This window comes from Microbulbifer mixtoriginis (SeqCode), from assembly GCF_052466765.1.
On the sequence record NZ_CP174289.1, the window covers coordinates 1,657,662 to 1,677,359 of the forward strand.

A 19,698-nucleotide genomic window follows, 5' to 3' on the forward strand; every position below is an offset into this window, starting at 1 on the left:
TGGAATCCGAGCGGCCTGAAAGCCGCTCCCCAGGTAGCAGCGTATGAATTTTTCCCGTTTCTTTGTCGACAGGCCCATCTTTGCCTCGGTGCTGTCGATCATTATTTTTGTAGTGGGATTGATTAGCATCCCATCATTACCAGTCAGTGAATATCCTGAGGTTGTGCCGCCTAGCGTGCAAGTAAGTGCCCGCTACCCTGGTGCCAACCCCAAGACGATATCCGAAACTGTTGCCACACCACTGGAAGAAGCCATCAACGGTGTGGAAAACATGATCTACATGAAGTCGGTGGCCGGCAGTGACGGCACCCTCACTTTGAATGTCACTTTTAAACTGGGCACCGACCCAGACCAGGCCCAGGTTCAGGTACAAAACCGGGTATCCCAGGCACTACCCCGTCTACCGGAAGACGTACGCCGCCAGGGGGTAACCACGCAGAAGCAGTCGCCCAACCTGATGATGGCGGTGCATCTGATCTCTCCAGACGACAGCCTCGATGCCACCTATATTCGCAACTATGCGGTATTGCATATTCGCGATGAGCTGTCGCGTATTCCCGGTGTGGGCCTGGCAGCAGTCTTTGGCTCCGGGGACTATGCCATGCGCCTGTGGGTAGACCCGCAAAAAGCGGCGGCCCTGGGCGTGACTGCAGCGGATATCGTCAGCTCAGTGCGTGAGCAAAATGTGCAGGTGTCGGCCGGACAGATCGGCGCCTCACCGATGCCCAATGGCTCTGATTTCCTGATTTCTATCAACGCCAAGGGCCGCCTGCAAAGCGAAGAAGAGTTTGGCAATGTGGTACTGAAGACCGGCAGCGATGGTGAAATCACCCGATTGCGTGACGTAGCGCGGGTTGAACTGGCCTCATCCCAAGACTCTCTACGCGCCTTACTAAACGGCCGCCAGGCGGTCGCCATTCCGATCTTCCAGTCCCCGGGCTCCAACTCCCTGGAAGTCTCCGCTGCAGTACGCGAGAAGATGGCGGAACTGGGAGAACAGTTCCCCGAAGGCCTGGAGTGGAAAGTTGCCTACGACCCAACCGTATTTGTCAGCACTTCCATCAGCTCTGTGATCAAGACCCTGCTTGAGGCGGTGTTACTGGTAGTGCTGGTGGTTATCCTGTTCCTGCAGACCTGGCGCGCCTCCCTGATTCCACTCTTGGCCGTGCCGGTATCCATTGTTGGTACCTTTGCGGTGCTACTGATGCTGGGCTTCTCGATCAACACCCTGACCCTGTTCGCCATGGTACTGGCCATCGGTATCGTGGTGGATGACGCCATCGTGGTAGTGGAAAACGTCGAGCGCAATATCGAGGAAGGACTGACACCCCTGGCTGCAGCCCACCAGGCCATGCGCGAGGTGAGCGGCCCGATTGTCGCCATCAGTTTGGTGCTCTGTGCGGTATTTGTGCCCATGGCCTTCCTGGACGGCATCACCGGCCAGTTCTACCGCCAGTTCGCCACCACTATCGCCATCGCCACCATTATCTCCGCGATCAACTCCCTGACCCTGTCCCCGGCTCTGGCGGCTACTCTGCTGAAGCCCCACGGTGCCAAGCCGGATATGCCTGCGCGCATTATCGAGCGTCTGTTCGGCTGGTTATTCCGCCCGTTCAACCGCTTCTTCCAGCGCAACTCTGAACGCTACCAGCGGGTGGTGGGCCACAGCCTCAAGCGTCGCGGTATCGTATTTGGGGTCTACCTGATATTGCTCGGCGGTACCTTCGCCCTGTTCCAACAGGTGCCCGGAGGCTTTATTCCGGTTCAGGATAAGACTTACCTGGTGGGCAGTATCCGCCTGCCGGAAGGAGCCTCCCTGGATCGCACTGAAGAAGTTGCGCGCCGCGTGAGTGAATTGGCTCTGGAAACAGAGGGCGTTGCCAACGCGGCGGCTTTTGTCGGCTTTAACGCCCTACAAGGCACCAATACCCCCAACGTGGGCACGGTATTTATCCTATTCGACGACTTCGATGTGCGCGAACGCAGTGCCACCGAAATCGCCGCGGAGCTAAACGGCAAGCTCTCCCAGATCAAGGAAGGCTTCGCCATGACCTTCATGCCACCACCCATCTTCGGGCTGGGCGCAGGCTCCGGTTACTCCCTCTATGTCCAGGACCGCCGTGGTGCCGGCTACGGTGAGCTGCAAAATGCCACCAATATGCTGGCTGGGGCCTTGAGCCAGGCCAGCGGCCTCAGCTATCCCTTCAGCTCCTACCAGGCCAATGTGCCGCAGATGGACGCCGAGGTAGACCGCCTGCAGGCCAAAGCCCAGGGCGTGCGTATGGACGACCTGTTCGGCACCTTGCAGCTGTATTTCGGCTCCATGTATATCAACGACTTCAACCTGTTCGGTCGCACCTACCAGGTAGTTGCCCAGGCTGATGCGCCTTTCCGCGATGAAGTGCAAGATCTCGACAATCTCTACACCCGCAATATGAATGGGGAGATGGTGCCCATCAGCACCATGGTGACCCTGCGCCAAAGCTATGGGCCCGACCCGGTCATCCGTTACAACGGCTATCCCGCAGCCGATTTGATGGGGCAATCCGATCCCAGCATGCTGTCTTCCTCTGAAGCACTGGCGGCGGTTGAGCAGGTAGCCGACCAAGCCCTGCCTCCGGGTATGCAGATCCAATGGACCGACCTCAGCTTCCAGCAGGTTAACCAGGGCAACGCCGCTATGGTGGTCTTCCCACTAGCAGTACTGCTGGTATTCCTGGTACTCGCCGCACTCTATGAGAGCTGGGTGATGCCGCTGGCGGTTATTCTGATCGTGCCCATGTGTCTGTTGGCTGCACTATTCGGTGTTTGGGCTACTGGCGGCGACAACAATGTATTTGTTCAAGTAGGGCTGGTTGTATTAATGGGGCTCGCCTGTAAAAACGCCATTCTGATTGTGGAGTTTGCCCGCGAGCTGGAAATGGACGGCAAGGGTACCGTAGAGGCAGCCTTGGAAGCCTGCCGCCTGCGTTTGCGTCCGATCATTATGACTTCCGTAGCCTTTATTGCCGGCGTGGTTCCCCTGGTGCTGGCCAGCGGTGCCGGTGCCGAAGTGCGCAACGCCATGGGTATTACCGTATTTACCGGCATGATTGGCGTAACCCTGTTTGGCTTGTTCCTGACCCCAGTGTTTTATGTTGCGCTGCGCAAACTTGCCGGTGGCAGCTTGTCCAACACAACAAAAACTAATGAACCAGCACTGATTCAGGATTCAATGGAACAACCGGCGCATAGCTAGTAATAACCCCCAACTTCAAGCCCCCGCTGCGCTCTGCTCGGGGGCTTTTTTTTGCTCTATGGTTCTTCTTTTTTCCAGCGGGCACTGGGGAAAACCAATACATAAAGCCAGGTAAACAGACAGAGAGGCATGCAGAAAAAAATCACGATCACCCCCAGCAACACACGCATAAAGTCGCTGCCCTCTTCATGCTTTTCTGCGCGATCCCACAGATAAGACCGGTAGCAATGATCCGGCCCATCAATGGGGATAAAGGTAAAATTGATCACCCATTCCAAAATCCGCCAATAACGGCGTAAACGTGTCTCCTGCACCCGTGAAAAATAACCGCAACGACCAGAGATAGTGGCATCAGGATTGCCTCCGGCAATAGCATTACCGAGCTGATCAATCGCGATGCAGACATTGATTATCCAGCTTCTTCTGGCGCCTCTCATTACACGCTCGTCTAATTAAAAGAAATTCGGCAAGCAGTGCCACTCGCCAAATAATGTATAGACGTATCGAGACAAGAGCAGCCCCCCGAGTTGTACAGACCTGTCACTTCAGATAAAAGGGTCGGCTAGACTTCTCACAGGTGGCAAAGAAACCTTTGCCGGCTTAGAAAGTTGTAGGCGCAGGGGTTTCTCCTAAAAAATGTTGCATATCGCCACCATTGCCACCCACTCGGAAAGAATGTTTCCCGTACTCCAGGAATCCGCCAGACGCAATGGCGTATCACTTACCATTCTTGGGCGCGACCACCCCTGGAAAGACTTCTCATCCAAAATGGATATTTTGCTTCCTTTTTTTCAAACGCTGCCTGAGGAGGACATAATCTGCTATCTCGATGGCTTCGACTCATTGATATTACCCTCAGTACGCCTGCTCGAAAAAAACTTTCACTCCTTTGGCAAGGATATTATTTTTTCCAATGACTACCGGCACGATGGTGTTCAAGGGTATTTTGAGAAAAAATTCTTTCCTAACGAACATGTTTTTTCCACGGGACTATTTATTGGAAAAAACAAAGCGCTACAAAACCTATTCCAGGCAGCCCGCGGAATGTATCCCAATTACTGCGATGACCAGAAAATACTGCGGCGCTATTATGCGCATCACACTTGTGAGCAGGTGGATATAGATCACGAGGCCAAGTTATTTTATAACTTTGACATGGCCGACCCCAGTTACAATTTGCTCAATCAAGTGGACCATATTCAGGGAGGAAAAATTTACCTACTCAACGGGCAGAGCCCCAGCATTATCTCCTTCCCCTGCAGCTGGTTCGCCATTGGTATCAAGAAAAACCTGCATATCCTGCTGGAAAAGCTGGGCTATGATTACTACCCGGAAGTGAATATCAAGGGCACACTTAACGGCTTAAAGTACTATATAGGCACTTCGATAAAAGAAAGCATTAAAACACTGCTGAAGTAACTCAACACTTTTGCCGCTTCCTATATTTTCACCCCTGCTTCACCCGGAGCAGTCACGAGCAATATCTATCAATAGAAGCTGTAACTCAATTCAAATGGTGAATAGGGCCCGGCACACCAGTCGCCAGTATCCAATTGATAGCAAGGCACTCCCGCAGCAATGCAATTGTCCAGGTCACCCATATAGGGATCACAAACCAGGCAAAAGCGTGGGAATGCAGTCAGTTCATCGGGCGGAACGGGACTGTGCTTATAGGAATAATAAATTGCGGTGCCATTTAAATCCTGCCAAAAACCATCGGCACAGCCACCGAGCAGCTGCGCCATAATCAATGACAGTAAAACTTTACTCTTCATAGGAAATACAACGCCTTCCACCGGAAATATCAAAGCAACGGGCACTCTCAGGACAAATTGATCCGGGCGCCAATTCCTCAGAGTCACCGGGGCAACTGGAATGACTGGACCTGCGTGTTGAGGGAGCTGCGGGCATTGCTTGAGAGGGATATGCGCGATATTCCGCATGGCGGGGTATCGGCGCACTGGTTGGGTAGACCACCTGGTTGCGCGTATCCGGGGTACCGCAAGCTGGAAGCAGCAAGCTGGTACACAACGCGGAAATGGCTATAGGGAATTTTTTCATGGGCTTGCCTCCGTATCGGCACCACGCGAAACCTAATTCGCGTACTTCGGTAAATGATCGGACGGTGCAGCCACAACCTTGCGCACTACCTTCCCAGACTCGCAGCTCGGTGCTTAGTACACCCTCAGAACCGGGAAGAACCAGGCGGTGGAGTCGTACACCTGGTGAGTGCAATGCCCTTCACACTCATTATTAACAGGCAAGGCCTGAGCAGGCGATGAAACAATCGAGTCGGCTTCGACAAAGCCACCTTCCTGCCCGCTAGCCTGAGCCTCGAAAAAGAAAGGGTCTTCCCCTTCCACTTCCTCCGCGGGTAAGAATAAGCAACCCTGCACCGCCAGAGCCGCTACAAGCGGCAGAGCGAATTTCCTTGAAGGCCTCATGATCCGACACTCCACTTTCAGTGTTGCGCTGATAGCTGTCTTTCAAAAAAGTCTAGCCGGCGAGGATTATCCAGCCAGTTGGCGCCAGGTCATTTCTGCGTGCAATTCATTTTTATAAAGTTTTATGCGCCATTTTAGGTACTTTTGTGGGTAACTGGTTAAAAGTTTCTTCGCAGTAAGGCACCTACGAGTCCGTTCTGACTAAAAAAAGCAGAAAGAACTCACAACTTCTTAAAAGCCCAATTTCAGCTGAGTGGCCCCCATAAAAAAAGCGGCCATAGGCCGCTTTTTGAGGGTTGTGCTGTAGCTTATGAATAGGCTATAGCAGCAGGCGCCGCACATCCGCAAGCACACTCACCAGGTAGGTCATAAAGCGTCCGGCATCGCCACCATTTACCGCGCGGTGATCGTAAGACAGCGCCAAAGGCAGCATCTGCCGCGGCTCGAATTCCTCGCCGTTCCACACCGGCTTCACCGCCAACTTGGAAACACCGAGGATGCCCACTTCTGGCGAATTGACGATCGGGGTAAATCCAGTACCGCCAATAGCACCCAGGCTTGAGATGGTGAAACAGGCACCCTGCATCTCGTTGGGCTTCAGCTTGCCATCGCGGGCTTTCAGGGCCATTTCAGTGGCCTCGGCCGCCAGCTCGTACAAGCCTTTTTTATCCACATCGCGGATAACCGGCACCATCAAGCCTTTTGGCGTATCCACCGCCATACCCACATGTACATAGTCCTTGCGCACAATCTGCTCGCCATCGTTGTGCAGGGACACATTGAAGCTGGGCTCTGCGCGCAGGGCCGCGGCTACCGCTTTCAGCAGGAAAGGCACAGGCGTGAGTTTCACACCGCGCTTTTCCGCCTCAGCCTTCATAGACTTGCGGAAGGTTTCCAGCTCTGTGATATCCGCATCATCAAACTGGGTGACGTGAGGCACATTGAGCCAGTTGCGCGACATATTGGCTGCGGTGATCTTGTGGATCTTGCTCATCGGCTCCACGCTCACCGGGCCAAACTGGCTAAAGTCGATATCCGGCATCTTGGCAATACCGATTCCACCGCCGACCGCACCGCTCTCGGCTTTCTTCACCTGTTCGCGGATATAATTGTGCAGATCGTCCTTGGAGACCCGGTTGCGCGGACCAGTGGGCTTCACCTTGTTCAAGGTAACACCCAACTCACGGGCCAATTTGCGTACGGCGGGACCGGCATAAACCTGGGCTGCAGCAGTGAGATTGCGCTCCAGCTGGTAATCTTTCTGCGGCACTGACGGCGGCTCAACAGATAAAGGGGCCTGCTGTGGAGCGCTCTCGACAGGCGCAGCAGCTGCCGGAACCGCGGCTTGAGCTGCGGGCGCGGCGGCACCGCCTGCGGCAACCACGTTCAATACACCGAGGGTATCGCCCGTGGAAACCTTATCGCCCTCTTTAACGGCGATAGAAACTACAGTACCGGCGCTGGGGGAAGGGACATCCATGGAGGCTTTATCGCCTTCCACCACAATCAGAGAATCACCCTCTTCGACGGTATCACCGGGTTGCACACTGATCTCGATCACATCCACCGCATCGGCACCGCCCAGGTCCGGGATCTGGATCGTTTCCTCTTTCGGCTCGCCGCTCGCTGCTGCCGCAGGGGCTTCAGCTACAGGCTCTGCCGCCGGCGCAGCGTCTTCCTGGGCGGGGGCTGCAGCGGGCGCCTCTGCCGGTGCTTCCGCGACATCGGTTTCGATCTCGCCAATCACATCGCCTTCAGAGACCTTATCGCCCTCTTTTACGCTGATGCTGAGGATTTTGCCGGCCACCGGGGCCGGCACATCCATGGAGGCCTTGTCGCCCTCCACCACAATCAGAGAATCCTCTTGCGCGACGGTATCACCGACGGCAACCGTAATTTCAATCACATCCACCTGATCGGCACCGCCGAGATCAGGCACTTTAATGACTTGTTTTGCCATAGGAGTTCTGCCTTCTCTTAGCTGATGCGCGGGTTAACTTTTTCGGCGTCGATATTGAGCTTCACGATCGCTTCGGACACTTCTTTCGCATCAATCACACCCTGCTTCGCCAGCCCATTCAGAGCGGCAATCACCACATAGTTGCGATCCACCTCGAAGAAGCGACGCAGCTGCTCGCGGCTGTCACTGCGGCCGAAACCATCAGTACCCAGGGTGGTCAAGTCCCCATCGATAAATTCACGCAGGGGCTCCACATAGGAACGGATGTAGTCAGTGGAAGCGATCACCGGTGAGGTATTGCCCTCAAACTGCTCGGTGATCCAGGCTTTGCGCAACTCGGCTTCTGGGTGCAGCATATTCCAACGCGCCACATCCTGGCCTTCGCGGGCCGCTTCCACAGCAGAGGTGAGGCTCCAAACATCGGAGGTCACGCCAAATTGATCGGCGAGGATATCCGCTGCTGCCAGCACTTCGCGCAAAATAGTACCGCCACCGATCAACTGCACATGCTTCTTGGCAGTCTTGCCCTTGGCGCCTTTCTTGACGTTGGACTGGAGTTTGTAGATGCCGCGAATAATGCCCTCTTCCACGCCCTGGGGCATTTCCGGTTGCAGGTAGTTTTCATTCTCGATGGTGATGTAATAGAAGACATTCTTCTGCTCCTCGTACATCTCCTTGAGGCCCCGCTGCATAACCACAGCCAACTCGTAACCGTAGGCCGGATCGTAGCTGCGACAGTTGGGGATAGTGGAGGACAGTACATGGCTGTGGCCATCCTGGTGCTGCAGGCCTTCACCATTCAAAGTGGTACGGCCGGCGGTGGCACCAATCAGGAAACCGCGCGCCTGCATATCGCCAGCGGCCCAGGCCAGATCGCCCACGCGCTGGAAGCCGAACATGGAATAATAGATATAGAAAGGCACCATCGGCACGCCGTGGTTGCTATAGGCCGTAGCCAACGCCATCCAGGCAGACATGGCACCGGCTTCGTTGATGCCCTCCTCCAGCACCTGGCCTTTCTTATCTTCCTTGTAATACATGATCTGGCCGTGATCCACCGGGGTATAGCGCTGACCTTCAGAAGAGTAGATACCCAGCTGGCGGAACAGGCCTTCCATACCGAAGGTACGGGCTTCATCGGGCACAATCGGCGCGATGTTCTTGCCGATATTCTTGTCTTTCACCAGTGCGGCGATAGCGCGCACAAATGCCATGGTGGTGGAAATTTCGCGCTCGCCGGAGCCTTTGGTCAGCGCGCTGAAGGCATCGAGACCGGGCACTTCCAGTTTTGGGCACTCAATCGGGCGACGGGGAACCGGACCGCCCAGGGTCTTGCGGCGCTCCGCCATATATTTCATTTCCGGGCTGTCCGGAGACGGACGGTAGTAAGGCACTTCTTCCAGCTCTTTATCGGTGAGCGGAATGGCAAAACGGTCGCGGAAGCGCTTAAGGGAATCCAGATCCAGCTTCTTCACGGAGTGGGTATCCATCGCCGCTTCACCGGCGGAGCCCAGGCCGTAGCCTTTAACTGTTTGCGCCAGGATCACAGTGGGCTGGCCTTTATGGGCCATGGCAGCCGCGTAAGCTGCGTAGACTTTATAGGGGTCGTGGCCGCCGCGATTGAGCTTCATAATCTCATCGTCGGACATATCCTTGACCAGCTCCAGCAGCTCCGGGTACTTGCCGAAGAAGTGTTCGCGGGTATAGGCGCCGCCGTTGGCCTTGAAGTTCTGCATCTCGCCATCGACCACTTCGTCCATGACTTTCTGCAGTAGCCCCTTGTCGTCTTTCTCCAGCAGCGGATCCCACAGGCGGCCCCAGAGAACTTTAACGACATTCCAGCCGGCACCGCGGAATACACCTTCCAGCTCCTGCACAATTTTACCGTTACCGCGCACCGGGCCATCCAGGCGCTGCAGGTTACAGTTAACCACGAACACCAAGTTTTCCAGTTGCTCACGGCCGGCCAGGGAAATGGCGCCCAGAGTTTCCGGCTCATCACATTCGCCGTCGCCGAGGAAAGCCCACACCTTGCGGTCACCGCGCGGCGACAAACCACGGGCGGACATGTAGCGCATAATATGCGCTTGATAAATTGCCTGAATCGGTCCCAGCCCCATGGAAACTGTGGGGAACTGCCAGTAATCCGGCATCAACCAGGGGTGCGGATAAGAGGAGAGACCGTTGCCGTTCACTTCGCGGCGGAAGTTATCCAGCTGCTCCTCATCGAAGCGTCCTTCCAAGTAAGAACGGGCATAAATACCCGGCGCACTGTGGCCCTGGAAGAAAATCAGATCGCCGCGCTCTTCACCTTCATTGCCGCGGAAAAAGTAGTTAAAGCCCACATCGTAGAGTGTGGCGGCAGAAGAGAAGCTGGAGATATGGCCGCCGAGATGGTCGTTATTCTGGTTGGCACGCACCACCATCGCCAGGGCATTCCAGCGAATCAGGGAGCGAATGCGGCGCTCCATAAATAGGTCGCCGGGCATGCGCTTTTCCGCATTGGGCGGAATGGTATTGCGGTAAGGGGTAGTGATAGCCGCGGGTAGCTGCACTCCGACATCGGTAGCGCGATCAGACAGCTGCTTTAGAAGGAAGGCGGCGCGCTCTTTGCCGCTGTAGCGGATAACCGCCTGCAGCGCATCCAGCCATTCCTGCGTTTCGAGGTTATCGGTATCTTCGTGCATCAAATGCTCCTCGGCGAATTAGGCGACGTCGAGTCGGTCTATTTCTCAAAAATCGGTACGCGGGCAAACTACAGCGCAGGCGAAAAAATGCTTCCTTTTTTTCAGGCTTCCGCCAATTCACCGCCGTTGGTGGCGGAAATGCAATGTGTGAATCTTCACCCGATCGCGGCGGAGAGGAAAAGCGGCGCCAGTCTGTGCCGCGAGTGCTTAGTTTGACTGTAATTATCTGTTCCGGGCCCCACTCTAACGTGGCGGACAAAGCCCCATTCCCGGTTATTAGCGGAAGCGATTGTAGTATTACTACAAAAAATTTTCCAGATAGGACGGTTAGTAACAAACAAAACAAAACGGCAAAACAATTATTTGCCATTTTGCTGTTTTACCGGAATATTTTATGGAAAGTTTGAGAAATCAAATTACAAAATCGAGTCTCAAATAAAGGTGCCAGTCACAGCTGCACCAGCTCCCCGCCAGATTGGTATTCAGCGTAGACCAAGTAGCGCAGTGGACCACCCGCCGCCATAGCATCGAAGGGATAGCAGGTCACCAGTAGCAGGCCGCGCTCGGCAAAAACCGGCAGACGTTCGCGCTCACTATTTACGATGCGCAGCTCCGTCACCCGATACGTGTGCCAGCGCCCGTCTTCACCCTGCAGGTAAATGCCATTGCCACGCTGCAGGGTTTGCAGCCCCGCAAAGTGCGTATCCCGATGCGCAGCGATTACCGTGGTGCGAAAATCACCGGGCTTACCGGAACCATTAAGCAAGCCGGGACCAAAGGCGAGGGATTCTCCACTGCCTCCCGCCAGCACAATAAAAGGACGCTGGCCCTGCAGCTTGAGTTTGGCCACCGGCCGGGTATCCGCCCAGGGCCAAGGCTTTTGCGGAACCCCGCCCTGCAACTGCTCCTCCCAGGCACTGGCAATCAGCAACTGGGCCAGCTGCGCCTTGGCCAGCAGCCAGGAGGCGGAGCCCAACTGCCACAACCCCACCAGCAGGCACACTGAAAAAAGGAGTAGGCGCATCACTGCGGCGTACTCCCCAGCTGCGCCTCCAGACCACTGTTACAGCGGCGCAAATCCGGCACAACCTTGCGCAGCAGGCGGCGGATTGCCCCCATCAAATTGGCGCGTATTGAGCGGCCGCGGCGCAACAATGCTGCCAGGCTGAGCAGACTCAAGGCAGCGAACAGCTGCGCGTAAACGCCTGTGGCCGTACTGGGGTAAGCCTGGCGCTGCAACACCTGCCCTCTAGGCACCATGTTGGTGAGCGCACTTTGGGAGAGCTTTTCTTCGGGCTTGCGCACCAGCTCTTCTTCAACCGCGACAAAGCTGGTGTAGGGGCTGGCGAGTTGATGATCCAGGGCGAGCTGTAAAATCTGTGCATGCAGAGCCTGACCCGCATCGCTCTCCTCACCCAGCTGGGTCTGGCGGTCGCGCAGGGATTCCATTTTTCTGCGCGCCCACAAACTGCCGATGCCCTTGCTACTGGGGGCCTGCTCCAGTGTCAGCGCCAGGTTACGCACAAACTGCTTACCGGCCATACGCCCACGCAACTGAATGTCCCCATGCAACGACTGCCCTTCCACCCTGGCCACCAGCTGCAATGGCTCGCCGCGATAGAGATCGGGGATTCGCTTGGGATAGGCATCCGCCACCACACCCTCGGGCCAGCTCAGCTGCAGGTCGGTGGCCATAGGGTTTTCCAGCTTGGCGAAAAGGGTCTGCATGCGTCCGCGCACCTCGGAAAGATCGCCGATAGTGACGAAAGAACCGCGGCCAAACTTGGCGGCTTTACGCATAAAGTGGCTGTTAGGGGCCGAGCCAATGCCCACCGTAAATAAACGCGCATCGCCCAGGTGTTGGTGGATTAACTCGAATAGCGCCTGTTCATTGCCCACCGCACCATCGGTAATAAATACCACCTGGTGCACCAGGTTATTGTTATCGGGCAACTGCTGGCCCAGCGCTAAACGTAGCGCAGCAGCCATCTCGGTGCCGCCATCGGCATTTAAGCGTTCCACCTCCCGGCGCGCGCGCTGAATATTCTCCGCACTCGCCGCCAGCGGGCGTGGGAAAAATGCGCGGGGGCTGTTATTAAATTCGATTACATTAAAACGGTCATTACCATCTAGACGCGAGAGCGCCAGGGTAAGACTCTCCTTGGCCTGGCGGATAGAGTTACCGCCCATAGAACCGGAGGTATCGATCACGTAAACCACTTCCCGTGGCAAGCGCTGGGCGCGAGTACCCTCATCTGGTGGCAGCAGCATTAGCTGCAAATAGGTACCGGATTTTTTATCCGCACTTTCCCTGCCATCCGCCTGCACACCGGCGGCACGCTCACCAACATGCTCACTAAACAGCGCCGCACGCGGCATAGCCGAGGGCTCCGGCTGCCAATTTAAAAGAAAGTCCCGATCCATTTTTGCCCTGCCCTTGCGCAGACGAATCGAGTAGCGCTCTCCGGCTTTTTCATCGATGGCAATATCGTGATAAGGACTGCCGATTTTCACCAGCGGCAAGCCGCCCTCCAGCTCCACCTCAATGGCAATATTGTGACTGCCCACCGCTTCCAACTCTGCCGCCGGCTGCATCAACGGGGTAATCGCTGCGGCATCCGGCACCTGATCAGTGGGCAGCGCCCAGCCACTGCTCTGAGTGGCCAGCTCCAGTTCGGTACCACCGAGGGCTTGTGAGGAAATGGGTTCACCGGGGATATAACGGGGAGTCAGGGTGGTTGGCAGCCGCAATGAAAAGACACCACTGTCATAGGCTACTGGCTGTAGATAGCGAATATTCACCTGCACCGTTTCTCCCGGTGCAATATTAGCCACTTTGTTGGTAAACAGGTTGGGGCGCTGTTGCTCTAAAAGAGCCGCGCGCTTACCCGCCGCGCGCGCGGCCTTATAAATCTTTGCCGCCTGTTTGCGTTCGCGCACCTTGCCGACAATACGGCGCTCGCCCAATTGAATCTCGAGACCAGCCACCGCTGCCTGCTCGGGCAGCGGCAGTGCGTAAACCGCCTCCTGCCAGCTATCACTGGTATTCTGAAAAGCCTGCTGTAACTGCACTTCCGCAACCAAACCGCGCACCACCATTTTGACACTACTGTGCAGGTGCACGGCGGGCATATAACGGCCCGGCTCCGCGCCGGTAAACAGTAAATCCCCGGCTTGCACATCGTCCAGGGTAATCAGTTCAGAGGTAATATCACCATTACTAGACGTAAGCTCCTGGGCACTAACCTCGGCTCCGATTGCCGCAATCACCACCGCCAATACCACCACAATAAATAACAACCAGCGCCCGGTACCACCGCTCTTCTGGCGGCGGCGGTAATATTCCTCCGTCGGCAACATCAGATCATCTTTATGAAACCGCTGCCCAAACAACATCACCCTGTTCACTCACTTCCCTCCACTTTTAAATTGGATGTTGAAGTTATTAAACAGAGGGAAGTGGGCGAAAGGCGGCAGGGAATCGGGTGGGAAATGGGTGGAATTATGGCGAATTGTGGTGGGAGAGTAATATGTCGCGAAAATCCTTAGATTTTATAAGACCTGCATCAATTCACTAGGATCTAAAAAAACGTATGATGGGGCTTTCGATGGCATCAAGGAATTACTCAAAGTTGCTGTAATCAAGCCCAATCATATGTTCACTCTCGCTGGCAACTAGGGCGCGATACTAAAAAATAATGCGTATTTCCAGTAACTCGCCTAGCCACTTACACCCTCACACGGCACTGCAATATCCGCATCTTTGCCAGAACTCTTCCAGTTTTGCACCTTATCTAAAATTTGCCCAACATTTTCAAAAAAGTCCTCACCGCTTCTGTACGCAACTAACTCATTAAAAAACTTACAAACTGATTCAAACCTGACAGCCTCACTCAGCAAAAGGACCATCACTCCAAGGGGAATACAGTAGCTATCGTTTTTGCCATCACCATATTTCCCATCAATATTGCATAAATGGTTGAAGACACCGGCAATCTTCTCACTATCTATTACATCCCCTCTGTTGCCGGTAAGATTAAGATCGTTGTAAGTTCCATTATGCCTTAGATCGACAACGGATTTCTTTTTACTAAAAGTTATTCCCGCCACCTGAGGCAAACCATCCCCACCTACCCCTCTCTTATCGTCCTTATCCCAGATGGCAATAGTCTGAACTTTATATAGCGCACGGTCTACACTTTGTTTATTCAGCACCTCCTCTAAAAACGCACTCTCCATTTTCATAGAGTCAGTATCCTTACCTTGTGCAACACCAGGAAGTCTATCGCTTAAAAAATATCTCATCCCTCCAGTTGACACATACGCCTTCGGATCAAAACCAACAACATATACACTTACAGGCTCTATATAAAAATCTATAGCTGCATCACCACCATAAGAAACTCTTGCAGCAACATACCTACTAGCCGACCCCACATTCAAAAAACCTTCAGACTGAGCACTACTTTCTTTTATTTTTTTTCTCGCATCCAATATAACACTGCGCAACTCTTCAATACCGTTCAAATAGCCCTGCTCGGTCAGATTAACCTCTACATGCTTCACAACAACCTCCAAATTAACACACCAATCATGAATTAAATATTTGAAGCACTGTACCACAAAGAGAAATATAAAATATTACAGGAGATAACGCAGCAACATATAAAGGCAACTAAAGAAACCTGCATAGCAGTACGCAAACAATACCATCGACGTTTTTTCACTAAAAAAATAACACTCAACCCTTTCCAATAACTACCAAACTCAATTCAACAAAATCCAATTAAGGCAGCCGCATATTCACCCATCCCCTGACATATTTATCCGTAATGAAGTGTCAAATTATCTAATTGCAGTGCAACCTTAAGAGATAACCCTCAGCAAAATCATGAGTGATAGCAATCCGGTTTTACAAAAGCCAAGATAGAGGATAGCACGGGACAAATTTAGCAGAGAGTGATCGCCAGAGTTTTCCATTCCTGTCACCCTGAGCAACACTCTAACGGCTAATGCTATTGACCCAATAATGACTACCTCTCTTATTTGGCCAAATTAGGTATTAAAACCAGCACCGAAATAAAGACTTTATTCTTATTATCTACATTAAATTCTGCATGGACCTTCATACTGCAAGAATAAAAATACAGATGAAAAATACTGCTGATACCTCTCTCTGAGCCATCAGACTTATTCATTAGCTGCAAACAGACATAAAAAAACCGGCGCAAGCGCCGGCTTTTTTATTTAGGCCCAGATCAGTCGACCAGGCCATAATCCTTACGCAACACTTCAAGCAATTCCGCTTTGGGGTTATCGGATATCTCCTGTTTCGTACCAATAATCTTCTCAGCGATACCAACATAAGTATTAGAGAGATCCATCAGCATAGATTCTGGCAGCTCGTTATCGCGAGCCAGAGCCAGGCGCTCATCCATACAGTCTTTGTTTAGCAGGATATCGGCATCGGGGAAGTAGTTGAGCAGCGCCTGGCGGAAGCCCTCTTTGGATTTCTCCACAACCTTGCCCGCGCGATACTGTTCGCCGTCCCAGATACGGGAGGAGTCAGGGGTACCCACTTCGTCCATGTAGATCAGCTTTTCTTTACCATTGGCATCGGTGACATAGCCGAACTCTTAGGATGTCTAAAAGACATTTCATAATTTTTTAAAGTAATCAATATCCAGGAAATATAGAAAAAAGCTCTGCAAGGAGATAAATAGCGGCCTCACCTGACTACCAAGCGATGATAGCTCCCGCGCCATACAAAAGTTCTCTCAGCTTTCCAGCGTCACACATATCTTCTAAGCTTTTTGCCATCTTGTTGCGAAGTTTCTTCTATTCTTACGGCAAGAGTAAATCAGATTAATTTCACGGTGGACAAAGGTATAGCGTGACGGGTCAGAATCCGCATACTTTTCATACACTAGACGTCAAATTTTTGTATTTTCAAAGGTAATATTAAGTGGTGGCTGCTATAAATTTACTTCTGCTAGTAAGGCCAAAGTAACGGTGCTTCCCGAAGGAATACCCCCGCCACCGACCACCGACCACCGACCACCGACCACCGACCACCGACCACCGACCACCGACCACCGACCACCACCATCCACTTTGTACCCTTGCCCTGCTTAGTTTTTCTGACTTCTACTCCCCTTTTTTGCTGGAGAAAAGCTGCCATCCGAGAAAAATTCTTCCCAGTTAAGAAGGGATCTTTGATCGAGCTATCCGAGATAGTTTTCGCCAAACCTCCAACCAAGTGCCTTGTTCTTCTCAAAAATGGAGCCCTCTCCACCAAATACTCAGCGATGTGTAGGATAGAGGCAGCCCCTTCCATCGTACCCCTGAACACAAAATCCATAAGACACCTTCAAAACATGCACGGTTATCAATGGGTTTAGGGCCACTTTTTCCACATTTTAGCTTGGGAAGGCAAGGCTCAATCAATTCCCATTGGGTGTCGGTTGATTCTGACTTAATTCTGCTCACACTTGCTGGTCTTATCATTCCATGAAGCCACAAGAATAACCGATTTCAAGTTATGAAACAGCTTCTAGTAGATTAGTAGATGTTCTTAAACGCCAAGAGAACACTTATTCAACATACCACCATCTCAAGCATGAAAAACTAACATCGAGGGCTGGTTGCCAGCACCAAATTCTATATCAGCAGCAGTTAGAGTTTACATTTCCACTGAAGGCAAATGATACACAAAGCAAATGAATTAAAAAATAAAGCTATAATCTACTTCGCCACCCAAAAATATTCAATATAATTTGAATACAAAATCACTATAATTAATTTGATATAAGCTGTAATCATCCATTATTCATTAATTATTCACCCCCCCTGTTTTCACTTATATAATCTAGCAACCTAAAGCAACAAGCCAGTGTCAGATAATTAATAACGGAGTATTAATATGACTAGATTAAAAGCACAGAAAATATGGGATAATCACCCTTACCCAGACTACCCATGCAGCACAGAACACTTTGGAAATCAGTGCGCAATAAGGATGGGGGTAGCCCTTGAAAAGTCAGGAGTTGATACCAGCTCATTCGATAAGATGTACCCAAATCGAAGATGCTATAAGGGATTAAACCACAACCCAAAGCACATCCTCTCCGCTGAAGAGATGGCTTACTGGATGAAAGCCAATACGAAGTTATTTGGGAGCCAAAAAACTTATACGAAAGCCACCTCAGCCAATTTTATTGGAAAAAAGGGGATTGTTTTTATTATGAATGGCTGGGGGTCTACCGATCATATTGATATCTGGATCGATAATGAGATGAAGGGTGGATCTCCTTATTATTTCGGCCTAGGCGAAAGGGTTTGGTTCTGGGAACTCGATTAATGCGAAATTTAACTTTCATCCTTATTACGCTTCTGACCGCAGCTTGCAATGCAAGCGATAAAAAAGTTACAGATCGAGCAGAAATTGAAGGTCATTCTTTAATCTTAGAAACTGACAAAGGTATATGTATATTACACATTAAAGATAAAGAACTTTTCAGCTCCAAGACTCTTGATATTGCACCACCTTGCTTTTTTTTACGCCAAGGAACTCAAGAACCTCAATCCTTTTCCTACCCTGATAACGGCATTTTATCTGTAATAATGGTAGTCGGCTCACCAGCCCCCCAAGAAAAGAGAGAAAGATGGGGAATTAGGGAGGAAACTATATGTGGGGAAAGCCGACAAGGTATTCTATTCAAGGAATCAGGAGAGGTAGTAGCTGGGAAAACGCTTAAGGGTGGACTGGTGTGCAAGGACAAGGGAGCAGATAAAAAAGATTTTTGGTACCTAGCTCATTAGAGACAAGAAGATCTTTAAATTAGAATTCAGGTTTTCCCCGGCCTCATCATTTTTAGTGAGTACTCTGCTTAGCCTGCAATACTGACATTTGTCTAATTGCACTCTATCTTCAGCCAGTATTGGGTACAAAAAAACCGGCGCAAGCGCCGGTTTTTTTCTCAATCAATCTGAGATCAGTCGACCAGACCATAATCCTTACGCAATACTTCAAGTAATTCCGCTTTGGGGTTATCGGATATCTCCAATTTCGTACCAATAATCTTCTCTGCAATACCAACATAAGTATTAGAGAGATCCATCAGCATAGATTCTGGCAGCTCATTATCGCGAGCCAGAGCCAGGCGCTCATCCATACGGTCTTTGTTTAGCAGGATATCTGCATCGGGGAAGTGATTGAGCAGTGCCTGGCGGAAACCCTCTTTGGATTTTTCCACAACCTTACCTCCGCGGTACTGTTCGCCGTCCCAGATACGGGAGGAGTCCGGGGTACCCACTTCGTCCATATAGATCAGCTTTTCTGCACCATTGGCATCGGTGACATAGCCGAATTCAAACTTGGTATCGACAAAGACCTGGTCGAGTTTTTCCAGCTCGGCGGAGATCAAATCGAAACCTTCTTTCAGCAACTGCTCGTACAGGTCGATATCGCCCGCGCTGCGGAAGCCGAAGGCTTCGAAATTATCTTCGATATTCTTGCGGGTGACATTGACGTCATCCGCTTCCGGCACGCCGGGGATGCCCTTGAGAATACCTTTGCTGGAGGGGGTAATCAGCAATTCTGGCAGCTTCTGGTCTTTCTGCAGGCCAGCGGGAATTTCAATGCCGCAGAACTCGCGCTCGCCCTTTTGGTAAGAGCGCCACATAGAGCCGGTAATGTACTGGCGGGCGATAGCTTCGATCATCACCGGGCGCGCCTTCTGTACGATCCACACCAGCGGATGCGGGATATCCAGAATATGGCTGTCGGCCAGGCCCTGCTCTTTAAACCGCTTGAACCAGTGGTTGGAAATCGCGTTCAATGCCGCGCCCTTGCCGGGTACGCCGCGCATGCCGCCTTCGCCGGTCCAGATGCAGTCGAATGCGGAGATGCGGTCGGAAATCACCATTACCGCGAGAGGGGTATCCGGGGAAACCGGGTAGCCTTTTTCCTCAATCAGGCGGCGGCTATCTTCTTCGCTCAGCCAGTAAACGGAACGGACCTTGCCGCTGTGGACAGGCTTGTCGGTACGGATCGGCAGGTCATTATTGACCGCTAGAACTTTGTCAGCCAGGCTCATGGGCTCTCACCTATTCGAAGGAGCAAATAAAAGAAAGCGCGGCATTCTAGCAATGGCCCGCGTCGATACAAAGAAAAGAAGTTGGCGGGAGCCCCCGAACAATTTCGTGATGCCTCTGGCTTTCAGGCCGGTTACAGGCAGGGCTTGGCTGCGCAGGAGTGCCTAGACGTTTCAATAAGTCGCAACGCAGAGTGTGACCCGCTCTTAAAGCTCTATAGGGCGGGCCAGGTTGCGGAATAACAATGGCCCAGAGGCTCCCTGCGGGCTCGCC

General features: G+C 52.3%; 16 protein-coding genes and 1 pseudogene. 5 read left to right on the forward strand and 12 right to left on the reverse strand.

The features are described from left to right. Nucleotides 1–43 precede the first annotated feature (43 nt). Nucleotides 44–3,238 carry an efflux RND transporter permease subunit gene (locus tag ACJJIV_RS07265; protein ID WP_444891280.1) on the forward strand — a complete coding sequence of 1,065 codons (3,195 nt, stop codon included), beginning with the start codon at nt 44–46 and terminating at the stop codon, nt 3,236–3,238. Nucleotides 3,239–3,294: 56 nt separating this feature from the next. Here the strand turns inward: ACJJIV_RS07265 and ACJJIV_RS07270 are convergent, their stop codons facing one another. Next, the gene (locus ACJJIV_RS07270; protein ID WP_252084645.1) at nt 3,295–3,675 is read right to left on the reverse strand and encodes a hypothetical protein; all 381 of its coding nucleotides are present in this window, start codon (nt 3,673–3,675) and stop codon (nt 3,295–3,297) included. 199 nt (nt 3,676–3,874) lie between these two features. On the opposite strand from ACJJIV_RS07270, the gene ACJJIV_RS07275 reads away from it, so the two are divergent. Continuing rightward, nucleotides 3,875–4,657 carry a glycosyltransferase domain-containing protein gene (locus ACJJIV_RS07275; RefSeq protein ID WP_444891281.1) on the forward strand — a complete coding sequence of 261 codons (783 nt, stop codon included), beginning with the start codon at nt 3,875–3,877 and terminating at the stop codon, nt 4,655–4,657. 68 nt (nt 4,658–4,725) lie between these two features. Here ACJJIV_RS07275 and ACJJIV_RS07280 read toward each other — a convergent pair whose 3' ends face one another. From ACJJIV_RS07280 to aceE, 5 genes are all read right to left on the reverse strand, one after another. Then, entirely contained in the window at nt 4,726–5,013 is a 288-nt protein-coding gene (locus ACJJIV_RS07280) for a hypothetical protein (protein WP_444891282.1), read from the reverse strand. Further along, nucleotides 5,003–5,299 (reverse strand): hypothetical protein, encoded by a 297-nt coding sequence (locus ACJJIV_RS07285; protein ID WP_444891283.1) that lies wholly within the window; start codon nt 5,297–5,299, stop codon nt 5,003–5,005. The genes ACJJIV_RS07280 and ACJJIV_RS07285 overlap by 11 nt, the downstream gene beginning before the upstream one ends. Nucleotides 5,300–5,412: 113 nt before the next feature. Next, a complete protein-coding gene (locus ACJJIV_RS07290) occupies nt 5,413–5,682 on the reverse strand; it encodes a hypothetical protein (RefSeq protein ID WP_444883824.1) in 270 nt (89 codons plus the stop codon). A 319-nt stretch (nt 5,683–6,001) separates the two neighbouring features. Beyond that, entirely contained in the window at nt 6,002–7,642 is a 1,641-nt protein-coding gene (gene aceF, locus ACJJIV_RS07295) for a dihydrolipoyllysine-residue acetyltransferase (protein ID WP_444891284.1), read from the reverse strand. 17 nt (nt 7,643–7,659) lie between these two features. Continuing rightward, nucleotides 7,660–10,329: a pyruvate dehydrogenase (acetyl-transferring), homodimeric type gene (aceE, locus tag ACJJIV_RS07300; protein ID WP_252084639.1), complete on the reverse strand. Its 2,670-nt coding sequence runs from the start codon at nt 10,327–10,329 to the stop codon at nt 7,660–7,662. Here aceE and ACJJIV_RS07305 point away from each other — a divergent pair. Beyond that, nucleotides 10,324–10,545, forward strand: coding sequence for a hypothetical protein (locus ACJJIV_RS07305; protein ID WP_444888059.1), 222 nt, complete (start codon nt 10,324–10,326; stop codon nt 10,543–10,545). The two genes, aceE and ACJJIV_RS07305, sit on opposite strands and share 6 nt — an antisense overlap. A gap of 232 nt (nt 10,546–10,777) precedes the next feature. On the opposite strand, the gene ACJJIV_RS07310 is transcribed toward ACJJIV_RS07305, so the two are convergent. The 5 genes and pseudogenes from ACJJIV_RS07310 to ACJJIV_RS07330 form a co-directional block, all read right to left on the reverse strand. After that, complete coding sequence (locus tag ACJJIV_RS07310; protein ID WP_444891702.1) at nt 10,778–11,353, reverse strand: class GN sortase; 576 nt, start codon at nt 11,351–11,353, stop codon at nt 10,778–10,780. Further along, a complete protein-coding gene (locus ACJJIV_RS07315) occupies nt 11,353–13,737 on the reverse strand; it encodes a marine proteobacterial sortase target protein (RefSeq protein WP_444891285.1) in 2,385 nt (794 codons plus the stop codon). Before ACJJIV_RS07315 ends, ACJJIV_RS07310 begins: the two co-directional genes overlap by 1 nt. Before the next feature lie 312 nt (nt 13,738–14,049). Next, nucleotides 14,050–14,895, reverse strand: a complete 846-nt coding sequence (locus ACJJIV_RS07320; protein ID WP_444891286.1) for a hypothetical protein — start codon at nt 14,893–14,895, stop codon at nt 14,050–14,052. A 692-nt stretch (nt 14,896–15,587) separates the two neighbouring features. Further along, nucleotides 15,588–15,965: pseudogene (locus ACJJIV_RS07325) on the reverse strand (phosphoribosylaminoimidazolesuccinocarboxamide synthase); the annotation flags it as partial. Nucleotides 15,966–16,602: 637 nt separating this feature from the next. Continuing rightward, nucleotides 16,603–16,836: a transposase gene (locus ACJJIV_RS07330; RefSeq protein ID WP_444891287.1), complete on the reverse strand. Its 234-nt coding sequence runs from the start codon at nt 16,834–16,836 to the stop codon at nt 16,603–16,605. A gap of 415 nt (nt 16,837–17,251) precedes the next feature. On the opposite strand from ACJJIV_RS07330, the gene ACJJIV_RS07335 reads away from it, so the two are divergent. Both ACJJIV_RS07335 and ACJJIV_RS07340 read left to right on the forward strand, forming a co-directional pair. Then, the gene (locus tag ACJJIV_RS07335; RefSeq protein WP_444891288.1) at nt 17,252–17,689 is read left to right on the forward strand and encodes a T6SS effector amidase Tae4 family protein; all 438 of its coding nucleotides are present in this window, start codon (nt 17,252–17,254) and stop codon (nt 17,687–17,689) included. After that, a complete protein-coding gene (locus tag ACJJIV_RS07340) occupies nt 17,689–18,150 on the forward strand; it encodes a hypothetical protein (protein ID WP_444891289.1) in 462 nt (153 codons plus the stop codon). The genes ACJJIV_RS07335 and ACJJIV_RS07340 overlap by 1 nt, the downstream gene beginning before the upstream one ends. Before the next feature lie 173 nt (nt 18,151–18,323). Here the strand turns inward: ACJJIV_RS07340 and ACJJIV_RS07345 are convergent, their stop codons facing one another. Then, on the reverse strand, nt 18,324–19,427 hold the full coding sequence (locus ACJJIV_RS07345; RefSeq protein WP_444891290.1) for a phosphoribosylaminoimidazolesuccinocarboxamide synthase: 1,104 nt from the start codon (nt 19,425–19,427) through the stop codon (nt 18,324–18,326). Nucleotides 19,428–19,698: the final 271 nt, after the last annotated feature.